Annotated in this window: 17 protein-coding genes; 5 read left to right on the top strand and 12 right to left on the bottom strand. The window is 73.9% G+C overall.

Going from position 1 to position 16,487, the window contains the following annotated elements; all coding sequences use genetic code 11:
* Positions 1 to 450: 450 nt before the first annotated feature.
* Entirely contained in the window at positions 451 to 1,056 is a 606-nt protein-coding gene (locus OHA81_RS14545; RefSeq protein ID WP_329196146.1) for an SCO3374 family protein, read from the top strand.
* On the opposite strand, the gene OHA81_RS14550 is transcribed toward OHA81_RS14545, so the two are convergent.
* From OHA81_RS14550 to OHA81_RS14600, 11 genes are all read right to left on the bottom strand, one after another.
* Positions 1,038 to 1,373, bottom strand: coding sequence for a histone-like nucleoid-structuring protein Lsr2 (locus OHA81_RS14550; RefSeq protein ID WP_329196147.1), 336 nt, complete (start codon positions 1,371 to 1,373; stop codon positions 1,038 to 1,040). The two genes, OHA81_RS14545 and OHA81_RS14550, sit on opposite strands and share 19 nt — an antisense overlap.
* Positions 1,374 to 1,548: 175 nt before the next feature.
* Positions 1,549 to 2,079: an amino-acid N-acetyltransferase gene (locus tag OHA81_RS14555; RefSeq protein ID WP_329196148.1), complete on the bottom strand. Its 531-nt coding sequence runs from the start codon at positions 2,077 to 2,079 to the stop codon at positions 1,549 to 1,551.
* Positions 2,080 to 2,088: 9 nt separating this feature from the next.
* The gene (locus OHA81_RS14560) at positions 2,089 to 2,550 is read right to left on the bottom strand and encodes a BlaI/MecI/CopY family transcriptional regulator (RefSeq protein WP_329196150.1); all 462 of its coding nucleotides are present in this window, start codon (positions 2,548 to 2,550) and stop codon (positions 2,089 to 2,091) included.
* A 165-nt stretch (positions 2,551 to 2,715) separates the two neighbouring features.
* Positions 2,716 to 2,883, bottom strand: a complete 168-nt coding sequence (locus OHA81_RS14565; protein ID WP_329196152.1) for a hypothetical protein — start codon at positions 2,881 to 2,883, stop codon at positions 2,716 to 2,718.
* Between the two features lie 14 nt (positions 2,884 to 2,897).
* Positions 2,898 to 3,503 carry a hypothetical protein gene (locus OHA81_RS14570; RefSeq protein WP_329202289.1) on the bottom strand — a complete coding sequence of 202 codons (606 nt, stop codon included), beginning with the start codon at positions 3,501 to 3,503 and terminating at the stop codon, positions 2,898 to 2,900.
* A gap of 112 nt (positions 3,504 to 3,615) precedes the next feature.
* The gene (locus tag OHA81_RS14575) at positions 3,616 to 3,807 is read right to left on the bottom strand and encodes a DUF397 domain-containing protein (protein ID WP_190185941.1); all 192 of its coding nucleotides are present in this window, start codon (positions 3,805 to 3,807) and stop codon (positions 3,616 to 3,618) included.
* Between the two features lie 202 nt (positions 3,808 to 4,009).
* Positions 4,010 to 4,819, bottom strand: a complete 810-nt coding sequence (locus tag OHA81_RS14580) for a type III pantothenate kinase (RefSeq protein WP_190185942.1) — start codon at positions 4,817 to 4,819, stop codon at positions 4,010 to 4,012.
* A gap of 3 nt (positions 4,820 to 4,822) precedes the next feature.
* On the bottom strand, positions 4,823 to 5,812 hold the full coding sequence (nadC, locus tag OHA81_RS14585; protein WP_329196156.1) for a carboxylating nicotinate-nucleotide diphosphorylase: 990 nt from the start codon (positions 5,810 to 5,812) through the stop codon (positions 4,823 to 4,825).
* Positions 5,809 to 7,566 carry an L-aspartate oxidase gene (locus OHA81_RS14590; protein WP_329196158.1) on the bottom strand — a complete coding sequence of 586 codons (1,758 nt, stop codon included), beginning with the start codon at positions 7,564 to 7,566 and terminating at the stop codon, positions 5,809 to 5,811. Before OHA81_RS14590 ends, nadC begins: the two co-directional genes overlap by 4 nt.
* Positions 7,563 to 8,573 (bottom strand): pantoate--beta-alanine ligase, encoded by a 1,011-nt coding sequence (gene panC, locus OHA81_RS14595; protein ID WP_329196159.1) that lies wholly within the window; start codon positions 8,571 to 8,573, stop codon positions 7,563 to 7,565. The genes OHA81_RS14590 and panC overlap by 4 nt, the downstream gene beginning before the upstream one ends.
* Positions 8,570 to 9,526: a Rossmann-like and DUF2520 domain-containing protein gene (locus tag OHA81_RS14600; protein WP_329196161.1), complete on the bottom strand. Its 957-nt coding sequence runs from the start codon at positions 9,524 to 9,526 to the stop codon at positions 8,570 to 8,572. Before OHA81_RS14600 ends, panC begins: the two co-directional genes overlap by 4 nt.
* Before the next feature lie 108 nt (positions 9,527 to 9,634).
* Between OHA81_RS14600 and OHA81_RS14605 the strand changes: the two genes are divergently transcribed.
* The 3 genes from OHA81_RS14605 to OHA81_RS14615 all read left to right on the top strand — a co-directional run bounded on the left by OHA81_RS14605 (position 9,635) and on the right by OHA81_RS14615 (position 14,133).
* Positions 9,635 to 10,759 carry a threonine aldolase family protein gene (locus OHA81_RS14605; RefSeq protein WP_329196162.1) on the top strand — a complete coding sequence of 375 codons (1,125 nt, stop codon included), beginning with the start codon at positions 9,635 to 9,637 and terminating at the stop codon, positions 10,757 to 10,759.
* Positions 10,760 to 11,326: 567 nt separating this feature from the next.
* Positions 11,327 to 12,451: a DUF5937 family protein gene (locus OHA81_RS14610; protein WP_329196164.1), complete on the top strand. Its 1,125-nt coding sequence runs from the start codon at positions 11,327 to 11,329 to the stop codon at positions 12,449 to 12,451.
* A 119-nt stretch (positions 12,452 to 12,570) separates the two neighbouring features.
* Positions 12,571 to 14,133, top strand: coding sequence for a M28 family metallopeptidase (locus OHA81_RS14615; protein WP_329196166.1), 1,563 nt, complete (start codon positions 12,571 to 12,573; stop codon positions 14,131 to 14,133).
* Between the two features lie 35 nt (positions 14,134 to 14,168).
* On the opposite strand, the gene OHA81_RS14620 is transcribed toward OHA81_RS14615, so the two are convergent.
* Positions 14,169 to 15,176 carry an SAM-dependent methyltransferase gene (locus tag OHA81_RS14620; protein WP_329196168.1) on the bottom strand — a complete coding sequence of 336 codons (1,008 nt, stop codon included), beginning with the start codon at positions 15,174 to 15,176 and terminating at the stop codon, positions 14,169 to 14,171.
* Positions 15,177 to 15,283: 107 nt separating this feature from the next.
* Between OHA81_RS14620 and OHA81_RS14625 the strand changes: the two genes are divergently transcribed.
* Entirely contained in the window at positions 15,284 to 16,486 is a 1,203-nt protein-coding gene (locus OHA81_RS14625) for a sensor histidine kinase (RefSeq protein WP_329196170.1), read from the top strand.
* The last annotated feature ends 1 nt before the right edge of the window (position 16,487 follow it).

Raw genomic sequence — 16,487 nt, forward strand, 5'->3', positions numbered from 1 at the left:
CTCAGAGCGGTCGGGCAGTTCGGGGTCGGTCCCCGCCCTGTCCTTCCGCATGCTAGTCCCGCGGGGCGGGACAGCTCATTCCAACTGCCGACATCCGTCCGCGGCTCACCCCCACGTTCTGTGGGAAAACCGGCCGTAAGAGCCGACAACTGCTCCAACCCGATGGTGCGAGACGATGTTCCCGCAGGCCAGGCAGATACCCGTCACACGTGTACGCCGATGGCGAACGGAACCCCCTCGAAGGCCGTTCACCTCGCCGTGTCGCCCCTATCCACTAGGAATGTCTTACCCCTAAGGACGAACCTTCCATGCCGGGGACCACGGTCGTCTCCGCTACGGGCGAACAGGCTTCCGTCTTCGAATGTGGGACTGAGCCCGTCGGACGTTTACGTTCCGCATTCTTCCGTACGCATGGCGTAACCCGGAGCCGAATCCGCAGTTGCTCGGGACATGGCACTCACCGCCGCCGGGAACACCCGCGGCCTCGCCGCCGTCCCACCGCCCCGGACCGCCCCCGGCGCGGAGTCCTACGCCGCCTGGTACGCCCGGGTGCCCGGCTGGACCCTGGCCGACGCGGCGCCCGCCCGGCTCGCCACCGGGACCGTGTTCGACGTACTGGAGCTGCCGGCCGACGCGGGGACGCAGGTGCTGCGCCGTCGGGTCGCCACCGGACCGGTGGCCGTCGCGGGCCGCCGGATGCGGTTCCTCGTGGCGCCCGGGGGCGCGGAGGAGCTGGACGGGCTCCTCGACTGGCTGGAATGGGGCGGGGTGGACCTCGACCTCACCGCGCTCGGCGAGGGGGGTCTGATCGCCGCCCCGGCGCCTCCCGGGCACCCCGCGGCGCACGGCCCTCGGGGGGCCGCGGTGTGGCTGCGGCCCCCCGAGCAGGGGTGCGAGGCATCACTGCCCGCCCTGCCCGGTCCGGGGCAGGGCGACGGGCCCGATCTCGTACGCCTGGTCGCCGCGGCGGCGACGGAGTGCCACAGGGCGCGCCTGCGGCGGCGTACGCCCCCGGCGGGGCGGGCCGGTGCCGTGGATCAGGCCCGGTTCTCGTAGGCCTCGCGGATCTCGGCGGGGACGCGGCCGCGGTCGTTGACCGTGAGGCCCTTGGCCTTCGCCCACGCGCGGATCTCCGCGGTGTCCGGGTTGCCGGACGTCGCGGCGGCGCGGCCCTTGGAACGGCCCGTGGCGGCACGGCCACCGGTGCGGCGGCCGCTCTTGGTGTAAGGGTCGAGCAGGCCGCGGAGCTTTTCAGCGTTGGCGGCGGTGAGGTCGATCTCGTAGGTCTTGCCGTCCAGAGCGAACGTCACGGTCTCGTCCGCCTCGCCACCGTCGAGGTCGTCGACAAGAAGGACCTGAACCTTCTGTGCCACCGGATTTCCTTTCATCGAAAATGCAGTACGCGGAAAGGAAACCGCTTTTGCCGGGAAAACACAAACCCCCGGCGAGAGGTTCAAGGCCGCCCCGGAGCGGGAAACGTACGCGATTCGGACATAGGCCACAGGTGTGCGGAGCCTCTAAAAGCGGCCGGGATCGAGCACCCACCGATCAGAGGTGCAGAAGCATCCGACTGTTGCCCAAGGTGTTCGGCTTCACTCGTTCGAGACCGAGGAACTCGGCGACGCCCTCGTCATAGGAACGCAGGAGCTCCATGTAGACATCGGTGTCGACCGCGGTCTCCCCGATCTCGACGAAGCCGTGCTTCGCGAAGAAGTCCACTTCGAAGGTGAGGCAGAAAACCCGGCTCACGCCGAGCCGGCGCGCGGTCTCCAACAACTGGGCCAGCACCCGGTGCCCTACGCCGGCGCCCTTCAACGCGCGGTCGACCGCGAGAGTGCGTACTTCGGCGAGGTCTTCCCACATCACGTGCAGAGCGCCGCAGCCGACGACCTGACCGTCGCTGTCGCGTTCCGCGACCCAGAACTCCTGGATGTCCTCGTAAAGGACCACGGGGGCTTTGTCGAGCAGGATCCGCTGCTGTACGTACTGGTCGAGCAGGCGGCGCAGTGCGGGAACATCGCCCGTGCGCGCGCGGCGGATGGTCACTGATTTAGCGTCTTCGGTGGAAAACTCTCCCATGCGGTGACGCTATCGCCCCGGCTCGGGCGGCCGCTCGCCGGTGTCCCCCGCGCCTTCCGCGGCCGGCGGGGGCGGCACTTCGCCGGTGGCGGGTTCCGCGGGCCCCTCGTCGTCATGGCTGACGATCCGTACGGCGTCGCGGAGGGCTTCGCGCTGTTCCTGGGACATCATGCCGAAGAAGGCCACGAGGGCGGCCGCCGGATTGTCGCTGGTCGACCAGGCCTCGTTCATCAGTGCGGCCGAGTAGGCGGCGCGGGTGGAGACCGCCGTATAGCGATAGGCGCGGCCTTCCGCTTCCCGCCGGACCCACCCCTTCTGATGGAGGTTGTCCATAACGGTCATGACCGTGGTGTACGCGATGGACCGTTCCTGCTGAAGGTCTTCCAGGACTTCACGAACGGTGACCGGGCGGTTCCACTGCCACACCCGTGTCATCACGGCGTCTTCGAGTTCTCCCAAGGGGCGAGGCACAACAGCACGATAGTGCGGGTTGTCAGGAATTGCCCGACTATTCGGAGGACAACGCGCGACAAATGTGGGGCCCCGACTCGGTCGGGGCCCCACAGCTGTTCTCGGGCCGGTCCGCGGTGCCGGGCCGGTTCCCGGTCTCCCGGGGCCGGTTCCCGGTCCGCCGGGTCAGTTCCCGGTCTGCCGGGCCGTCTCGGCGCGGGCGAGTACGGCGTCCACCGCCGCGTCTTCCTTTGCCTTGTTGGCACCGCCCTGGCTCTTCACGATCGTCTTGACGAGGAAGATGAAGAACACGGCCATCACGAAGGGGGGCACGAGCGCGGAAACGTAGTCCATGCCCACCAGCGTAGCTATCCCGCCGCGCGGTCGTCCTTCGGGGGCGGGGTGGGCTTGCGGCGCGGCGGGAAGACCTCGCCCGGAGTGGGGATGGGCCGCTCCGGATGCGGCGCCGGCTTCTCGCCCGGCTGGGCGGGCTTCTCGGCGGGCCGCGGGGCGGGACCGGGCGCGGGCCTCGGCGGCGAGCGCCGCTCCTCCTCGCGGCCGCCGGCCAGGGCCAGCAGGCGGGTCCGGGGCGCGGGCGCGGTGGAGAGCCGGCGGCGCACGGAGCGCTCCGCGACCGTGCGGGCCCGCTCCAGTACCGCGGCGGCGACCGGGTTGGCGCGCAGCGCCCGAAGCGCGGCGAGGTCGTCGGGGACGGGCTCGTAGCCGGCGGCCAGGGCGTCCTGGAGCAGCTCCAGGTACCCGGGCAGGCTGCCCGGGAGGGCGGCTCTGTAGCGGGCCAGGTCGGCGAGGAGGAACTCTCTGAGCCGCCCCGCCTCCTGCACCGCGTCGTCCACCGACGCCGCGAGGCGCAGGCAGTCCTGGACCTCGCCGGCCGTCAGGGGGGCCGGGGAGGACTGGAGGGCGTGGGCGAGCGAACGCCTGAGCAGGTGCAGCTCAGCAGCGCTGAACGCCATGCCGCCGCGGGAACCGTAGGGCGTGGGCATGGGGCGAAGATACGCGCTAATCGGACAAAATCCCCCGATGTGGGCTCTTCCCGGCGCGCCGGGGGCCCTCCGTCGGCTCTTCCTACGGCTGCGCCTTGACCGCTTCCAGGAAGGCGGCCCAGGCCGCGTGGGTGGTGGCCAGGACCAGGTGGGCCGGGTCGGCGCGGTCCGCGACGCGGACCAGGACGCCCGGGGCGGAGGCGACGTAGACGCATGCGTCGCCGTCGCCGCAGTAGGACGACTTCTGCCAGGTGAGCCGAGCGGTCGCGGTCATGGTGTCTCCTCCGCCGGGGAAGGGTTCGGGTGTTTCCCGGAGGGACCGTAACCCCGGCGGGCGTGCGTTCCGGCCATTTCGGGGAAATTGCTCGTCGGTGAATTCCCCGTCCGGCCCGGGGTGCGGGGCCGGGCCGGACGCCGGAGCCGGTCGGTCGGTCGGGTCGGTCGGGTCGGGTAGGTCGGTCAGCCGGGCGGGCCGGCTAGTCGAAGTTGGGCGCGTTGCGCTCGTAGACCAGCCGCAGGCCGATCAGCGTCAGCCACGGCTCGTGGTCGTCGATCGCCGAGGACTCGCCGAGGACCATCGGGGCCAGGCCGCCCGTCGCGATGACGCGCACGTCGTCCGGCTCGCCGTGCGGGCCGGCCAGCTCCTTGGCCATGCGCGCGACGACCCCGTCCACCTGACCCGCGAAGCCGTACACGACGCCCGACTGCATCGCCTCGACCGTGGACTTGCCGATCACGTTGCGCGGGCGCGCCAGCTCGATCTTGCGCAGCTGGGCGCCCCGGACGCCCAGCGCCTCCATCGAGATCTCGATGCCCGGCGCGATCACCCCGCCCACGTACTCGCCCTTCGCCGACACCGCGTCGAAGGTGGTCGCCGTACCGAAGTCGACCACGATCGCCGGGCCTCCGTAGAGCTCGACGGCCGCGACCGCGTTGATGATGCGGTCCGCGCCGACTTCCTTCGGGTTGTCCATCAGGATCGGCACACCGGTCTTGATGCCGGGCTCCACCAGCACCGCGGGGACGTCGCCGTAGTACCGGCGGGTGACCTCGCGGAGCTCGTGCAGCACCGAGGGCACCGTCGAGCAGATGGCGATCCCGTGGATCCCGTCGCCCAGTTCGGTGCCGAGCATCGGGTGGGTGCCCATCAGGCCCTGCATCAGGACGGCCATCTCGTCGGCCGTCCGGCGCGGGTCGGTCGAGATCCGCCAGTGCTCGACGATCTCGTCGCCGTCGAACAGGCCCAGGACCGTATGGGTGTTGCCGACGTCGATGGTCAGCAGCATGGGTTACACCGCCCCGCGCAGATCGAGGCCGATGTCGAGGATCGGCGAGGAGTGCGTCAGCGCGCCGACCGCGAGGTAGTCCACGCCGGTCAGGGCGTAGTCGCGGGCGTTGTCCAGGCTGAGCCGGCCCGAGGACTCCAGGGTGGCGCGGCCGGCGACGAGGGCGACCGCCTCGGCCGTCTGGGCCACCGTGAAGTTGTCCAGCAGGATGAGGTCGGCGCCCGCCTCCAGGACCTCGCCGATCTGCTCCAGGGTGTCGACCTCGACCTCGATCGGGACCTCCGGGAAGGCCTCGCGCACGGCGGTGAACGCCTGCGCGACGCCGCCCGCCGCGACGACGTGGTTGTCCTTGACGAGCGCCGCGTCCGACAGGGACATGCGGTGGTTGACGCCGCCGCCGCAGCGGACCGCGTACTTCTCCAGCGCGCGCAGGCCCGGCGTGGTCTTGCGGGTGTCGCGGACCTTGGCCGTCGTGCCCTCCAGGGCGTCCGCCCAGCGGCGGGTGGCGGTCGCGATGCCGGACATCCGGCACAGGATGTTCAGCGCGCTGCGCTCGGCGGTCAGCAGGTCGCGGGTGCGGGAGCGCACGGACAGCAGCAGCTGACCGGCCTTGACGGCGTCGCCGTCCTCCGCGTGCCGCTCCACCTCGAACGCCTCGGTGCACACCATCGAGAACACGGCCTCGGCGACGCGCAGACCGGCCACGACGCCGTCCTCGCGGGCGACGAAGTCCGCCACGGCCTCGGCCTCTTCGGGCACGGTGGCGACGGTGGTGACGTCGACCCCGCCGTCCAGGTCCTCGGACAGCGCCATGTGCGCGATGTCCTCGACCTCGATGGGGTCCAGGCCGGCGTCGGTCAGCAGCTGGGCCAGCGCCGGGTCCAGGCCGGACTCCTCGCCGTCACCGCAGGCGCAGTCGTCGCCGCAACCGCCCTCCGACCGGTCGATGAGGGGGAGTTCGTCGTGCTGGTGGTCGTGCTCGTGCGTGCTCACGCTGACTGCTCCATGCTGTCGTTGACGGTGTCGGTGCCACGGGGGGGCCGCTGTACGGACGGGAAGTCCGCGGAGTCGGTGGGGGTGACGACCAGGGCCCGCTTCTCGGTCGCGGAGAGCCGGACGACGAGGTGGCGCCGCCAGTTCGCGTCGTCCCGGTCGGGGTGGTCCTCGCGCCAGTGGCAGCCGCGGGTCTCCTCGCGCCGCCGCGCGGCGGCGACCAGGACCCGGGCCACGCACAGGAGGTTGGTGGCCTCCCAGGTGTCGACGCCCGGTTCGGCGGTCTTGCCGTGCGCCTCGAGGTCGCCCAGGGCGGCCGCGTACAGGTCCTCGAGCGCGGCGGCGGCACCGGCGAGGGAGCCGGCGGAGCGCAGGACGCCCGCGCCGTCCGTCATGATGCGCTGGACCTCGTAGCGCGCCCCGGAGGGCTGGAGCGGGCCGGTGGCGGGGGCGGGAACGACCGGGGCGCCCCCGGCGGACGGGTTGGCGACGATGTCCTCGGCGATGCGCTCGGCGAAGACCAGGCCCTCCAGCAGGGAGTTGGAGGCGAGCCGGTTCGCGCCGTGCACGCCCGTGCAGGCGACCTCCCCGCAGGCGTACAGGCCGGGGACGGTGGTGCGGCCGTGCAGGTCGGTCCGTACGCCGCCGGACGCGTAGTGGGCGGCGGGCGCGACCGGGATGGGCTCGGTCACCGGGTCGATGCCGTGGGCGCGGCAGGCGGCGAGGATGGTGGGGAAGCGCTGTTCCCACATCTGGGCGCCGAAGTGCCGGGCGTCGAGGTACATGTGACTGGTGCCCTGCTCCTGCATGCGGCGCATGATGCCCTTGGCGACGATGTCGCGCGGGGCGAGCTCGGCGAGCTCGTGCTGGCCCACCATGAAGCGCACCCCGTCGGCGTCGACGAGGTGGGCGCCTTCGCCGCGGACCGCCTCCGACACCAGCGGCTGCTGGCCCTCGGCGTCCGGTCCCAGGAACAGCACCGTCGGGTGGAACTGGACGAACTCCAGGTCGGAGACCTCGGCGCCGGCGCGCAGGGCGAGGGCCACGCCGTCGCCCGTGGAGACGGCCGGGTTGGTGGTGGCGGAGAAGACCTGGCCCATGCCGCCGGTCGCGAGGATCACGGCCGGGGCGTGGACGGCGCCGACGCCGTCGTGCTGGCCTTCGCCCATGACGTGCAGGGTGACGCCGGCCGTACGGCCTCCGGCGTCCTGGAGGAGGTCCAGTACGAGGGCGTTCTCGACGGTACGGATACCGGCCGCCTGGACCGCCTCGACCAGGGCCCGGGAGATCTCGGCGCCCGTCGCGTCGCCGCCCGCGTGCGCGATCCGGCGGCGGTGGTGGCCGCCCTCGCGGGTCAGCTCGATCTCGCCCGTCTCGGCGGAGGTGTCGAAGACCGCGCCGGTCTCGATGAGCCGGCGTACGGCGTCGGGGCCCTCGGTGACCAGCAGCCGTACGGCCGCCTCGTCGCACAGGCCCGCCCCCGCCACCAGGGTGTCGTCCAGGTGCTGCTCGGGGGTGTCGCCGTCGCCGAGGGCGGCCGCGATGCCCCCTTGGGCCCAGCGGGTCGAGCCGTCGTCGAGCCGGGCCTTGGTGACCACGACCGTACGGCGGCCCGCGGCGGCGCAGCGCAGCGCCACCGTCAGGCCCGCGACGCCCGAGCCGACGACCACGACGTCGGCTTCGACGGCCCAGCCGGGGGCGGGGGCGTGCAGCCGTATGCCGGTGCCGGCGGTGCCTGTGCCTGGGGTGCTCACGTGTGTGCTCCGAACTCCAATGGGATGTTGTCGATCAGCCGGGTCGTGCCCACCTTCGCGGCGACGGCCAGGACGGCCTGGCCGGTGAAATCGGGGCCGACCTCGGTGAAGTCCTGCGGGTCCACCAGCGCGAGGTAGTCCAGGGCCAGCGGCGGGTCCTGGCGGCCGGCCTCCTCCAGCACGTGGCGGGCAGCCGCCCGGACGGCGTCGGGCAGGCCCGTGCCGGCGGCGGAGACCGCCACCGAGACGGCGTGCGCGTCGGCGGAGGCGCGGATCTCGCCGAGCCGGGCCAGGCCGGTGGCCCGCTGGTCACTGGCGGGGGCGGCCTCGGCGCGGGCGCGCAGGGCGGCCTGGGCGGCGAGGCGGTCGCGGCCCGCGAACAGGGCGCGGGAGAGGGCGAGGGCCGTGCGGCGCTCGGCGGGCGAGAGGTAGCGGTTGCGGGAGGACAGGGCGAGGCCGTCCTCCTCGCGGACGGTGGGTACGCCCACCACGTCCACCGCGAAGTTCAGGTCGGTGACCATCCGGCGGATCAGGGCCAGCTGCTGCGCGTCCTTCTGGCCGAAGAGGGCCAGGTCCGGGCGGGTGAGGTGGAGCAGCTTCGCGACGACGGTGAGCATGCCGTCGAAGTGGCCGGGGCGGGTGGCCCCTTCGAGGCGGCCGCCCATGGGGCCGGCGCTGATGCGTACCTGGGGGTCGCCGCCGGGGTAGACCTCGTCGACGGCCGGGGCGAACACGGCGTCGGCGCCCGCCCTGCGGGCGATCTCCAGGTCGGCGTCGAGGGTGCGGGGGTAGCGGTCGAGGTCCTCGTTCGCCCCGAACTGGAGGGGGTTGACGAAGACGGTGACCACGACCTGGCCGGTGGGGCCGGCCAGGTCCCGGGCGGTGCGGACCAAAGTGGCGTGGCCGTCGTGCAGGGCCCCCATGGTCATGACGACGGCGCGACGGCCGGTGCGCGGGAGCCGGTGCAGCGCGTCGGCGGTGTTCAGCAGCAGGGGGTGCTCGGTCATCGGCCGTCGCCCTCGGGGTCGGTTTCGGGGTCGGGGCTGGTCTCGCTCCCGGCCAGGGCGCCCAGCAGGTCCTCGGCGAGCTCCGGCTTGAGCAGACCGTGCGCCAGGGCGCGGTCGGCGGTGGTCCGGGCCATCGCGAGGTAGCCGGGGACGGCGGCCGGGGCGTGCTTGCGCAGCTCGGAGACGTGCGCGGCGACCGTACCGGCGTCACCGCGGGCCACCGGCCCGGTGAGCGCGGAGTCACCGGAGCGCAGGGCGTTGTCGAGGGCCGCGCCGAGGAGGGGGCCGAGCATCCGGTCGGGGTGCTCGACGCCGGCCTTGGCCAGCAGCTCCATGGCCTGGGCGACCAGGGTGACCAGGTGGTTCGCGCCGAGGGCGAGGGCGGCGTGGTAGAGCGGACGGTTCTCCTCCGCGATCCACTCGGGTTCCCCGCCCATCTCGATGACCAGGGCCTCGGCGGCGAGCCGCAGCTCGTCGGGGGCGGTCACGCCGAAGGAGCAGCCGGCCAGGCGCTGCACGTCGACCTCGGTGCCGGTGAAGGTCATCGCGGGGTGCAGGGCCAGCGGCAGGGCGCCCGCGCGCCGGGCCGGGTCCAGGACGGCGGTCCCGTAGCGCCCGGAGGTGTGGACGAGCAGCTGGCCTGGGCGGATCGCGCCCGTCTCGGCGAGGCCCTCGACGAGGCCGGGCAGGGCGTCGTCCGGGACGGTCAGGAGCACCAGGTCGGCGTGTTCGAGCACCCGCTCGGCCGGGACGACCGGCACGTCGGGCAGCATCCGGGCGGCCCGGCGGCGGGAGGCGTCGGAGACACCGGAGACGGCGACGGGGCGGTGCCCGGCCTGCTGGAGGGCGCGGGCCAGCGCGGGGCCGACCCGGCCGGCGCCGACGACGCCCACGGCGAGCCGGGCAGGGCGGTCGGACGGATCCCGGGGCTCCGTCTGATGGGCTGCGTTCACGCGGGGAATGCCTTCCGTTCCAGTCCGCGGGGGGTACCGGACGATACGCCGCCATGCTAGCCCCTGGGCGTGTCGGCCGGTCGGCGGCGGCCCGGCGATGATCAGGGCATGACGGATGACGAAGACCGGACGAAGCGGCTGGTGGCGGCGTGGCGACGGGCCGACCGGGTCCTGTCCCGGAGCCTGCTGGAGCCGACGGTGGGTGAGCTGCTGGCGATGCTGCCGGGACTGGCGGAGAGCGACCCGGACGAGGGCGTCGACGTGTACGGCGACGGGGTGGTGGCGCGGCTGGAGCAGCGCGTCGCGGAGCTGCTGGGGACGGAGGACGCGGCGTTCTTCCCGAGCGGGACGATGGCCCAGCAGGTCGCGCTGCGGTGCTGGGCGGGGCGGACGGGGAACCCGGTGGTGGCGCTGCACCCGATGAGCCACCCGGAGCTGTGGGAGAGCGACGCGCTGTCGGTGCTGGCGGGACTGCGGACGGTGCACCCCACGCGCGAGCCGCGGCAGCCGACGGCCCGGGAGGTCGCGGAGCTGGCGGAGCCGTTCGGCACGCTGATGCTGGAGCTGCCGCTGCGGGAGGCGGGGTTCGTGCTGCCGACGTGGGAGGAGCTCGTGGCGGTGGTGGAGACGGCCCGGGAACGGGATGCGGTGGTCCACTTCGACGGGGCCCGGCTGTGGGAGTCGACGGTGCGGCTCGGGCGGCCGCTGCCGGAGATCGCGGGGCTCGCGGATTCGGTGTACGTGTCGTTCTACAAGTCCCTCGGGGGGCTGAGCGGGGCGGCGCTGGCGGGCTCCGCGTCGCTCGTCGCGGAGGCGAGGGTCTGGCGGCACCGGTACGGGGGCCAGGTCTTCCGGCAGTTCCCGCAGGCGTTGTCGGCGCTGGCCGGCCTGGAGGTGGAGCTGCCGCGCCTGCCGTCGTACGTGGCCCAGGCGGGGGTGGTGGCGCAGGCGCTGCGGGAGGGCTTCGCGCAGGCGGGACTCGCGTGGTTCCGGGTGCATCCGGAGGTGCCGCACACGCACCAGTTCCAGGTGTGGCTGCCGTACGAGGCGGACCGGCTGACGGAGGCGGGGCTGCGGCAGGCGGAGGAGACGGGGTGCGTCCTGTTCCGCCGCTGGGCCCCCGCCGGGCCCCCGGGCTTGTCCATGACGGAACTCGAGGTCACCTCGCCGTCCCTGTCCTGGACCGCGTCGGACGTCCGAGCGGCGGTCGCGGACTTCACGGCCCGCCTGTAGCCGAACCATCCCCCACCCCGGCGGGGCCGTAGCCCCGGCCGGCCGGCCCCGTCCCCGAGTCGGCCGACCCCGGCCCGGCCGGCGTTCGGGCGCGGGGGCTCGGGCGGCCTCGGGGCGTTCCGCCTCGCCGGTGCTCGGGGAGCGGGGGCTCGGGCGCGGGCCCGGGGTCCCAGCCCCGCCGGCGCTCGGGGAGCGAAGGCCCCGGTGCGGGCCGGGGGTGTTCAGCCCCGCCGGCGTTCGGCGCGCGGGAGCTCCGGCGCGGTGCCGGGGTGTTCCAGCCCCGCCGGCGTTTGAGGCGCGGGGGTTCGGGGGCCGGCCCCCGCAGCGGCGGCGCGGTGGGCGCTGCGCGAAGCCGTCCCCTACCCGCCCTTCCACCGTTCCCCGGGCTCCGCCCGGACCCGCGCCTCAAACGCCGGCGAGGCTGGAACACCCCGGCACCGCGCCCCGAGCGGCGGCGAGGCTGGAATGCCTCGGGGCGGGGCCCCGGGACGATCCCGCTCCGCCGGGGGCGTCGCCCGGACGGCCCGTGTGGGGGGCGGGGGGCCGGGGGCCCGGGAGAATGGGGCGATGAGCGTCACCATCGACATCGCCGGGCTCCCCGCGGAGCGGATCCGCTTCGCGCCCTCCCCCCTCGCGGAACTCTGCATGGCCCTGCACGCGCTCTCCCAGCCCGCCCACCACCCCCGCCTCGCCCCCTGGGCCACCGCCACCGCCGCCGCGTTCGACCCCTGCCTCGCCGACCGGCTGCTGGAGGCCGACTTCCTCTGGCGCAGCTCCTTCTCCGACATCTTCATGCCCTTCGCCGGCACCCCCGGCGGCACCGGACTCCCCGCCGCGACCCTGGCCGAGGAGCTCGACGTGCTCGACGGCCTCGACGACGAGCGCTTCGTGACGGCCGCCCTCGAACACTGCTGGCTCGCGCTCTACAACGAGGGCGGCGCCCCCTCCCCCCTCAAGGACCCCTCCTCCCGCGCCCGGGTGCTGGAGGCCGCCGCCGCCCGCGGGCCCGCCCAGCTGCGGTTCTCGCGGCGGCTGCTGGACGACACCGCCGCCGTCCGCGTCTGGCTGCGCCGCCTCCTGGAGGACTGCGACGAGGCGTTCTTCGCCGAGACCTGGCAGCGGACCGGCCCCCAGCAGGCCGCCGACGCCCGCCACAAGACCGAGGTGCTGCGCCGCAAGGGCCTGTCCGCCGCGCTGCGGGAGGCCTCGGCGGCGCTGAGCGTCGACGAGGCCGGGACCACCATCACCGTCGACAAGATGGTCGACGGATCGGCCACCGCCACCGATCCCACCATCGGCGCCGGTCTGGTCCTCGTCCCCACCAACTTCGGCTGGCCGCACCTGCTCGTACTGCACGCCCCCGGCTGGCGACCGGTCGTCCACTACCCCCTCGGCTCCCCCGAACCGGCCTCGTCCCCCAGCTCGGTCGAGCTGCTGCGGCGCCGCATGGACGCCCTCGCGCACCCGATGCGGATGCAGCTGTGCCGCAGCCTGGCCAGGGCCCCGTACACCACCGGCGAGCTGGCCACCGTGTGCGGCATATCCGCCCCCGAGGTCTCCCGTCACCTCGCCGTGCTCAAGAAGGCCGGGCTGCTGCACACGCGCCGCCAAGGCCGTTACGCACAGCACCAGCTGGACCTGTCCGTGGTGGCCCGCATCGGGTCCGACTTCATCGAGGGGATCCTCCGCTGACCGCCGGCCGGCAACTCGCCTGGGACTGGCCGGAATTCGCAGTCTGGCGGGAGCGGCTCCCCGCTGCTTAACGTGCGTCCACCGTTCGGCCCGCCGCACCTTGCCGTGAAAGGACCTCCATGCCCTCACGCCGTATAGCCGCAGCCACCGCCGCCCTGGCCGCGCTGGCCCTGGCCTCCCCGCTGCTGCTCGCCGGGCCCGCCGGTGCCAGCAGCCCGCAGAGCGACGCCGCCAAGGGCGACGCGCTCGCGAAGAAGCTGGTCCGGGAGGCGACCGGCAAGGGCGCCGCCAACCACCTCAAGGTCTTCCAGTCGATCGCCGACTACAACAACGGCACCCGGGTGGCCGGCTCCAAGGGCCACGTGCAGTCCGCCCAGTACGTGGAAGCCGTGATGAAGGCGGCCGGGTACGAGGTCACGAAGAACGCGTTCGACTTCGTGTACGTCGAGACGGTCGCCGAGACGCTGAAGGTGGGCGGCGCCTCCCCGCGCGAGGTCCCCATCAAGCTGATGACGTACACCGCGAGCGGCCCGGCCGACGGCGTCACGGCGCGCCTCGCCGTCGTCCCCGTCGACGCGGACGGTACGAACGGCTGCGAGCCGGGTGACTTCGCCCCCGGCGCCTTCACCGGCCGCATCGCGCTCGTCAAGCGCGGCGGCTGCACCTTCGCCGTCAAGCAGGCCAACGCCGCGGCGGCCGGGGCGGTCGGCGCGGTCATCTACAACAACACCGAGGGCGCCCTGAGCGGCACGCTCGGCGAGGCCGACGCGGGCAAGGTCCCCACCGGCGGCATCAGCCAGGCGGAGGGCGAGAAGCTCGCCGCCGAGGCCGCGGCAGGACCGGTCGAGGTCACCCTGGACATCCGCGAACTGCGCGAGAACCGCACGACGTACAACGTCATCGCCGAGACCCGCGGCGGCGACGAGAACAACACCGTCTTCCTCGGCGCGCACCTCGACTCGGTCGCGGCCGGCCCCGGCATCAACGACAACGGCTCCGGCTCGGCCGGCATCCTCCAGGTCGCGCAGCGCCTCGCGAGCAGCCAGACGAAGATCAAGAACAAGGTCAAGTTCGCCTGGTGGTCGGCGGAGGAGTTCGGCCTGCTCGGCTCCGAGGCGTACGTGGGCGGCCTGACGGACGCGCAGAAGAAGCAGATCCGGCTCTACCTGAACTTCGACATGATCGCCTCGCCGAACGGCGCCTACTTCGTCTACGACGGCGACGACTCGGACAAGGTCGGCTCCGGCCCCGGACCCGAGGGCTCGGCCCAACTGGAGAAGGGCATCACGGACTTCCTGGACGGGCGGAACATCCCGCACGAGGGTTCGGACTTCACCGGCCGCTCGGACTACGGCCCGTTCATCGAGGCCGGGATCCCCTCCGGTGGTACGGACACCGGGGCCGAGGGCATCAAGACGGCGGCGCAGGCCGCGAAGTTCGGCGGCCAGGCCGGTGTGGCCTACGACGTGAACTACCACGGCAAGGGCGACACCATCGCCAACATCGACCACAAGGCGCTCGACATCAACGTCGACGTCATCGCGAACGCGGTCGGCCACTACGCCTACGACCTGGCCCCGCTCGCCCGGCAGGTCTCCGCCCGGCACGCGGACGGCGGCGCGGCCGGCAGCGGCAGCGGCAGCGGTCTGCGCGAGGGCCACGGCCACGGCGTGACCCAGTAGTGCGGCGGGTCCGGCACGGGCGGCGCCGCGCGGCGTCAGCCCTGCCGGGCCCCGGAGCGGGACGGGCCCGGCAGGCCGGGCACCCCCCGCAACCCCACCGGCTGCACCAGCCACCCGAAGTCCCCGAGGCCGCCGCGCGCGGTGAGTTCGGCGGCCTCCCCGGCCGAGGCGAGGGCGCGCACGTACCCCGCCGGATCCGTCGACGCCAGCGTCAGCGGCGGGCGGGCGCCCGAGACGCCGAGGGCGGTCAGCGCCTCCCGCTGCGTGAGCAGGACCGCGCCCGGCCCCGCGCAGGCATCCAGGGCCACGTGCGCGGTGATGTCACAGCTGCCGTCCGGGACCGGCGCGACCTCCCGGCCGCCGCGGAATCCGGTCAAGGTGCCGTACGGGGGCCGGGCCCCGCAGGTGTGCGCGTAGTCCACCGCCACGGCCAGGCCCCGGTCGAGGGCCGCTACGGCCGCCGCCCAGGCCTCGTCGCGCGGGCGGCCGATCTCCGCCCGGCCCCCGTCCGGCCACCACCGCTCCAGCCAGGCCCGGTCCCGGTCCTCCAGCGGGCCGCCCGGGCCTTCCGTACCGTCGGGCGCGACCAGGACGTACCGCCCGTCCTCGGCGACCTCCAGCGGTACGTTGTCCAGCCACTCGTTGGCGAACAGCAGCCCCGTCGCCCCCTCGGGCGGCTCCGCGACCCAGCGGACGCGGGGGTCCAGCCCCTCGGGCCGGTCCGCGCGTTCCACCCCGTACGGGCGCACCCGCGCCGCCGTCGGCGCGGGCAGGGCGGCGAGCACCCCGGTCAGGAGTTCCCCGCGCCCGGCCCCCACGTCGACCAGGTCCAGCCGCTCCGGGCGGCCGAGGGCCTCGTCCACGGCGAGGAGGAGCCGGGCCACCGCGCCCGCGTAGAGCGGCGAGGCGTGCACGGAGGTACGGAAGTGCCCGGCGGGGCCGGGGCCCCGGGGGTCCACGTAGAAGCCGCCCGGTCCGTACAGCGCCGCCTCCATGGCGGCCCGCCAGCGGACCGGCCCGATCCCTTCACCCTGAGCGCTCATTCCCCACAGGCTAAGCTCACCCTCCACCTTGGGGAGTACGCCCCCTTCGCACGGATCGCCCCTGTGGTTGACTCCAGCACCTATCTCCTTTGCCTACGCTGGGTTACGTGCAGCGCCTTTACGATTTCCTCCGCAGACACCCGACAGGGGTCGACAGCTTCTGGGCCGTCCTCCTGTGCGGGATCGCGCTGCTGGACCTGGCGTCCGCCGGCCAGCGCGGCACGGCCGAGCGGCTCCTCACCGTCCCCTCGGTGATCGCGATGGGCGTCGTCATCGCGCTGCGCCGCAAGTGGACGCCGCAGATGTTCTGGCTGGCGGTGGGCACGGGCGCCTACCAGCTCGCCGCCGGGATCGAGGTGCACAACGGCGACTTCGGGATGCTGGTGATCCTCTACACCGTGGCCGCCTCGGGCGAGGTCTCGCGCCGGCTCTCGCGCTTCGCGTTCGCCGTCGGGCTGACCGCCGCGCCCCTGTACGCCCTGCGTTTCCACGTCGACAAGGGCGACACCAGCGACAACATCTTCTTCACCCTCTTCGCCATCGTCCCCTTCGCCCTCGCCTGGGTACTGGGCGACTCGCTGCGCACCCGCCGCGCCTACTACGCCCAGCTCGTCGAGCGGAACCAGCGCCTGGAGAAGGAGCGCGAGGCGCAGGCCAAGGTGGCCGTCGCCGCCGAGCGCGCCCGGATCGCCCGCGAACTGCACGACGTGGTCGCGCACAACGTCTCGGTGATGGTGGTCCAGGCGGACGGCGCCGCGTACGTGATGGACGTGGCACCGGAACAGGCCAAGGAGGCGCTCCAGACCATCTCGGGCACCGGCCGCCAGGCGCTGGCCGAGATGCGGCGGCTGCTGGGCGTGCTGCGCACCGGCGAGCCGCAGGAGTCCGAGGACTACGTGCCCCAGCCGGACGTCGAGCAGATCGAGGTCCTGGTCGAGCAGGTCCGCACGGCCGGGCTCGCCGTGGACTTCGCGGTCGAGGGCGCGCCGCGGCGGCTGCCGAGCGGGGTGGAGCTGACGGCGTACCGGATCGTGCAGGAGGCGCTGACCAATACGCGCAAGCACGGCGGCCCGGAGGCCAGGGCGAACGTCCGGCTGGTGTACTTCGACGACGGCCTCGGGCTGCTGATCGAGGACGACGGGCGGGGCGCCGCCCACGAACTGTACGAGGACGGCGGCGCGGACGGCGCCGGGCACGGACTGATCGGCATGCGGGAGCGCGTCGGTATGGTCGGGGGCACGCTGGACGCGGGCCCGCGGCCCGGCGGCGGCTTCCGGATCAGCGCGCTCCTCCCACTCAAGAAGAGGTGAT

The organism is Streptomyces sp. NBC_00667, from assembly GCF_036226825.1.
Lineage (GTDB): Bacteria > Actinomycetota > Actinomycetes > Streptomycetales > Streptomycetaceae > Streptomyces.